6 protein-coding genes are annotated in these 6,000 nt (G+C 69.2%); all 6 read right to left on the bottom strand.

The genetic code is table 11. The features are described from left to right. Window positions 1-144 precede the first annotated feature (144 nt). Window positions 145-1,572, bottom strand: a complete 1,428-nt coding sequence (locus tag ABZU74_RS25255; protein WP_355428484.1) for a serine/threonine-protein kinase — start codon at window positions 1,570-1,572, stop codon at window positions 145-147. A 153-nt stretch (window positions 1,573-1,725) separates the two neighbouring features. Next, window positions 1,726-2,619, bottom strand: coding sequence for an SGNH/GDSL hydrolase family protein (locus ABZU74_RS25250; RefSeq protein WP_355428481.1), 894 nt, complete (start codon window positions 2,617-2,619; stop codon window positions 1,726-1,728). 121 nt (window positions 2,620-2,740) lie between these two features. Beyond that, window positions 2,741-3,046, bottom strand: coding sequence for a hypothetical protein (locus tag ABZU74_RS25245; protein WP_355428478.1), 306 nt, complete (start codon window positions 3,044-3,046; stop codon window positions 2,741-2,743). A 62-nt stretch (window positions 3,047-3,108) separates the two neighbouring features. Next, complete coding sequence (locus ABZU74_RS25240; protein ID WP_355428475.1) at window positions 3,109-3,723, bottom strand: dihydrofolate reductase family protein; 615 nt, start codon at window positions 3,721-3,723, stop codon at window positions 3,109-3,111. Window positions 3,724-3,831: 108 nt separating this feature from the next. Further along, a complete protein-coding gene (locus tag ABZU74_RS25235; protein WP_355428473.1) occupies window positions 3,832-4,314 on the bottom strand; it encodes a GNAT family N-acetyltransferase in 483 nt (160 codons plus the stop codon). A gap of 195 nt (window positions 4,315-4,509) precedes the next feature. Further along, the gene (locus tag ABZU74_RS25230; protein WP_355428470.1) at window positions 4,510-5,907 is read right to left on the bottom strand and encodes a non-reducing end alpha-L-arabinofuranosidase family hydrolase; all 1,398 of its coding nucleotides are present in this window, start codon (window positions 5,905-5,907) and stop codon (window positions 4,510-4,512) included. Window positions 5,908-6,000: the final 93 nt, after the last annotated feature.

Genomic DNA, 6,000 nt, shown 5'->3' with positions numbered 1-6,000 from the left:
CACCCAACCAACAACCGCATAAACGAAAATCCCACCAACAACCCAACCGAGCCGGCCGGCTGCGTTCCATACCGTTCGAACTAAACCACCACCCCCCCCCCCCGGGGGGGGGGGGCCCCGCCCCCCCACGCCAGAGCGGTATCGCTAGACCTGCGGCGCCTCGGACTCCTCCGCTGCCGGTGCCCCCGCGGACGGCTTCTTCGTCGGGTCCGCCGCCGGCTCCTCTTCGGGTTCCTCGGAGGCTGTCTCAGTCGGCGCCGCCGTCGTTCCCCCCGTCGGAGCCGTGGTCGGGTCCGGTGGGGTGCTCTCGGACGGGGAGGGCTCGGACCCACCCCGGGGACTTTCGCCGGGCGGCGTCGACGGGCCGACCGTCCCCGCGGTTGCCGAAACGCCTGCCGTCGGGGTCGGGGAGGCGGGCGCGCGGACCGGCAGGCCGGCAGAACCGCGGGTGGCCGATTCACCGCCGCCGACGCCGGGCCCGGGCTCGCGCTGCGACGGCGCCGGTGGCGACACGGCGGGTGGCGTCGACGGTCGCCCGGTCGGGCCCGGCATCATTCCGGTGGGATCGGCGAACACCAGGACGGCAGCGGCGGCGGCCATCGATCCGAGAAGCACTGCGAGTACCTTCGGCCCGGGACCCCCGGACCGCTCCGCCGCGCCGCCGACGACCGAGCGCTTGACCTCCGAGCGCTCGATCGCAGCCGCGATCGGCGCGCCGACAGCCGTCCGCACCAACTGGTCGGACGGATCCGCGAGCGCCTGCGCCGCAGCGGCCATGGCCGCCGCCGTCGGGAAACGGCGGGTGGGATCCTTGGCCATCGCGGTGGCGACCAACCGCTGAACCGCCGCCGGAACGTCCGCGGGCAGCGGCGGCGGCTCCTCCTCGAGATGCCGCAGCGCCACCGCGACGGCGTGCTCGCCCTGGTGCGGGGGCCTGCCGGCGAGGCAGTGGTAGACGACGGCCCCCAGCGCGTAGATGTCGATCGCCGACGTGGTCTCGTTCCTGCTGATCTGCTCGGGTGCCATGTAGAGGGCGGTGCCGACGACCTGGTTCGTTCCGGTCAGGCTCGCCGCCTCCTGCGTCACCGCAACGCCGAAGTCGACGAGTACGACGTGCCCGTCCGGTTCGATGATCAGGTTGCTGGGCTTGACGTCCCGGTGCACGACGCCGGCGTCGTGTGCGGCCTGAAGCGCACGGGCGGTTTGTGCGGCTATCGACATCGTGTCGGCCACACCCAGCCGGCCGACCTCGGCGATCCGCTCCGACAGGGGCTGTCCCTGCACACACTCCATCACGATGTACGCGAGGACCGACGCGTCGGACTGCGACACCTCACCGTAGTCGTAGACCTGGGCGACACCCGGGTGACGCAGGGCCGCCATCGCCCGAGCCTCGCGACGGAACCGTTCGCCGAAGCCGGCATCGGTGACCAGCCGAGGTTGCAGCATCTTGATCGCGACACAGCGGTCCAGGGTTTCGTCCACCGCCCGCCAGACGTCACCCATTCCACCGCTGGCGATGCTCTCGACCAGGCGGTAACGGTCTCCGATGACTTGCCCCACGCTCGCCATGACACTTTCGGTACCCCGGACTCCGCGATCTCAAGCACCGCGACGTCGCCTCGGGTGGTGGTGCCGCGTCGGGAAGGACCGTCCGCGCCGACGGCGGGGCGCACCGGCCCCGCCGTTTCCGGCGGGGCCGGGCTCAACCGGTCGCGGGTCTGGTCAGCTGTTCAGTCTGGCGATCAGGGCGGTGGCCATGCCCTGCTCACCTCGGGCGTTGGGGTGGAAGGGTGCGGCCGAGTTCTGCGGCACCAGGCCCTCGACCCAGCGGGTGCCGCTGCCCTTGCACGCGTCGCGGCCGATCGACGGGGTGTAGACATCGGCGTAGGTGGCGCCGTTGGCGCTCGCGGCGCTGGCCAGCATCGCGTTGAGTGACTTCTCGATGCCGCGCAGGTACGGCACGTCCTGGTAGGCGATCGGAACGACCGGCCAGCAGCCGTAACCGCTGTCCGGCAGGATCGCCGGGTAGCCGAGCACCACGACCCGCGCGCCCGGTGCGGCCTGCCGGATCGCCTGCAGCACCGCGGTGACCTTCGGCGTGGCGGCGACGATCCGCGCCTGCAACTGGTCGACGCCGCCGGCGGTGTACCGGTTCTTGCACGGAGATCCGAGCGGGCTGCTGACGCTCGCCTCGGCGCAGTCGCCGATGATGCCGGCGAAGCCGATGTCGTTGCCGCCGATCTGCACCGTCACCAGCGAGGTGTTCGAGGTGACCGCGTTGAGCTGCGGTGGCAGCGTGATGCCCAGTTGGCCGCTGCCGCCGTAGAGGATGTCGTCCGTGGTGGCGCCGGAGCAGCTCACGTCGGCGAACGACGACGAGCCGGCGGACGCCGCCACCAGTGACGGGTAGTTGCGGTTGGACCGCAGGCAGTTGAGGTCGACCTGGGTGGGGATCAGCGGGCCTGCGGTGTACGAGTCGCCCAGCGCGACGTAGCGGCCGGTGGGCACGGCCGCGCTGGCGGGGGTGGCGACGGTGAGCAGCACGCCGGCGGTGGCGAGGGCGAGTGCGGCCAACCGGGTGGCTGCCCGCAGGAAGGGCAGGCGGGGACGGGTCATGGCGCCTCCCAGGAGGGATCGGGGTGGTGGTGCCCGAGATCCTGTCGCCGCCGAGCTCAGCCGTCAATATCGACAGCCCTCACTAAATGCCTGTCCGAAGTGTGGGATGCATCGGTGGTGGTCAATCCAATGGCGCGTACCACTGGGCGCCGGTGACCCTGATCCGCCGGGACTGCTTGCGGTTCCACTCCACTCGCATGCCGTGCTTGCGGAGCACCGGAAACGCGATCTCGTCCAGCAGTCGTTCCAGGTCGGCCTGGTAGCTGGCCTGCTGCTCGAAGACGTCGACGAACTCGTCCGCGTCGGCCTCACCCCGCACGACCCAGGCCCACAGCTCGTCCTTTACGGCGGTGCGGCCCGGCTCGGGGATCCGATCGGTGAGGAACCGGACACCCGCGGGGCGGTCGTTGTACGTCCACTCAGTCACGACGAGATCTTGACACGAGCGTACGACGACCGAGCCCGAGAACGGCCGGCGCGGCGGTCGCCCTAGTTGCCGGCTGGCACCTGGTCCTTGACCTCGTCGTAGCCGACCGGAGTCGGTGCCGGGCTCGGCGCGTAGATCACCCGAAGGACGCCCGTCGGGAACGCCTCCGACGCCACCAGTCGCAGGTGGTACGCCTCGTCGCCCTCGTCGAACAGCTTGCGGCCCTTACGGGCGGCCACCGGGTGCACCAGCAGGCGCAGCTCGTCGACCAGACCCGCGGCGAGCAGTTGCTGCACCACGGAGATCGACCCGGGGATGAGGATCCCCCGGACGCCGGCATCGGTCTTGAGCACGGTGACGGCGTCGACGAGGCCGCCGTTGATCAGCTCCGAGTTGCGCCAGGAGAATTCCAGCGGCTGACGCGAGACGACCACCTTGCGCATGTCGCCGAGTTGCTTGGCGAACGGTGCGTCCTCGCCACCCGCGGCCTCCCGGCCCGGCCAGGCCCCGGCGAAGCTGTCGTACGTCTCGCGGCCGATGAGCAGCACGTCGGCGGTGTCATAGTCCTCGGTGACGGCGCGGCCCATGTTCTCGTCGAAGTACGGGAAGTGCCAGTCCGGGTCGATCTCGGCCACACCGTCGGCCGAGATGAACAGCGTGGAGATGACCTTTGCCATCGCGGGGGATCCCTTCGAGTCGGGTGATGTCGGTTGGTCGACCGGCGCATCGTCCCAAACTCGTCAGCCACCGGCTGCCCCGATGACGCGTGTCGTACCCCCTCTTTGTCAGCCGGACGTCGCGGGAGCGATCCAATGCCACGTTTCGAGCGGCTTCAGCTGCCCCAACCCATTCGTCCTCTCGATGACGTCATCGTCGCTTCGGACGTATCCGGCGGACTCAGCCACCCGCTGCGAGGGCACATTGCCCTGCACGATGCTCAGCCGCACTCGGGTGAAGCCCAGTTCTTCGTGGCAGAACCGCGTCATCAACCGCAGAGAACGCGACGCAATGCCTTGGCGGCGGTGCGCCGGGCCGATGGCGTACCCCAGTACCCCGATCGCCGCGTGGAGTGCGACGAGGCCAAGCGGCTCCCCGCCGTCCCGCGTCACGGCCAGATCGACAATGCCCTGGGCACGGCGCCGCCGGATTCTGACCAGAAAGGCGTCCGCGTCGAATGGGAAAGGGATATCGGTGTTCGCCGCCATGTCCGGTGCGTCGAAGAGGCCCGGCAGGTGTGGCAGATCGGCGTCGAGCCAGTCTCGCAGCACAATCCCCTCCCCCCGGAGTAGGAGAGGGGAGGCGGTTGGATCGACCGCTGGCGAAATTGTTGATTCACAGCCCACACAACATCCTTACACGAATGCCGCCGTCGGCCTGAGCGCTCGAACCGACCGGGGTCGGGCGTGGTGCGGGCGGGCTCGGCGTGACGCCGAGCCCGCCCGTTCCGGGTCGGTCGAGCTTGATCAGACCGGGCGCTGCAGGGTCAGCAGACCCGGCCGGTACGGCAGGAGGCCGTAGTCGCCGCCGGAGCTGGGGGAACGGCCCTGGTAGAGCAGTTGCAGATTGCAGGGGTCGACTGTCATCGTCTGGTCGGCGTTGGTGCGCAGCAGCTCACCGTGGCTGATGTCGTTGGTCCAGGTCGCGCCGCTGTTGGCCTTGCCGGCGAACGGGTTGCTCTCACTGGTGGCCTGTGGCGTCCAGGAACCGCCCAGGCTGGTGGCCGTGAACGAGCGGAAGTAGCGGCCCTGCGAACCAATCGCCTCGACGATCATCAGGTAGCGACTCTGGCCCTGGAGTTTGTAGACCTGAACGGCCTCGAAGAGGTTGTTGGTGGTGTCGCTCATGATGGTCGTGTAGTTGGAGCCGAAGCTGCCGGGGAAGTTTCCGATCGGCATGCTGGCCCGGTAGATCTTGCCGTTGTCGCCGGCGAAGAACAGGTACATGTTCTGGTCGTCACCGATGACCGCCTGGTCGATCGGGCCGGTGCCCGAACCGGTGATGCTTCCGCTGAACAGCGTCTGTGCCGCCGACCAACCGTTCGGGTTGGTCGGGTTGGTCGAGGTCCGGTAGGAGAACGCCGGCCCACCCCACTGGTAGGCGAGCACCCAGATGTTCTTCGGCGCGAAGTAGAACAGCGACGGCGCGACTGTCGCGTTGTTCATCGCGTTCTGGCTGGCCGAGGCCATCTGGGAGTAGTTCGTGAAGAGGCCGAAGTTCATCGAGCCCCACCTGGTCCCGTTGTCGTGGGTGGTGGCGTAGACCAGTTGCTGGCCGTTGTACGGGGCGACGGTGAAGTCCTTGAGCGACACCCAGCCCGACCTCGGGGTCGCCAGCTGGCCCGTCGACGACCAGCGGTACGTGGACGGGAGGTTGCACGTGGTCGGCGGCGGGGTGGTGGGCGGCGGATCGGTCGGCGGTGGATCGGTCGGCGGCGGGGTCGTCGTGCCGCCGGTGCAGGCGACACCGTTCAGGGCGAAGCTCGTCGGGTCGGGGTTGCTGCCCGTCCAGGACCCGTTGAACCCGAACGACACGGTGCCGTTGGTCGGGACCGCACCGTTGTAGCCCACGTTCTTCGCCGTCACCGCCGACCCGCTCTGCGTCAGCGACGTGTTCCAGGACTGCGTCACCGTCTGTCCGGCGCCGTAGGACCAGGTCAACGTCCAGCTGCTCAATGGATCACCGAGGTTCGTGATCGCCACGTTGGCGCCGAAGCCGCCCTGCCACTGCGACGACACGGCGTAGTTCACCGAACAACCCTCGGCCGCGGCGACGGCCGGCAGCGCCGCGACGACTGTCGACGACACCAGTAAGCCGACGCCGGCCGCAACCAGACCGACATTGGTGGCTCTGGATCTGGTCATATAGCACCCTCCTCGCGGGACGGCGGCCTGCACATTGGTGGTGGTCGCTGTGTGGTGACCGATTGTGAGCGTTAACAGGCCGCGTCAGGTATG

Source organism: Micromonospora sp. NPDC005171 (assembly GCF_040608575.1).
Lineage (GTDB): Bacteria > Actinomycetota > Actinomycetes > Mycobacteriales > Micromonosporaceae > Micromonospora.
Note: the sequence above shows the minus strand (reverse complement) of the source record. Positions and strands in the feature narration are given on the sequence as shown.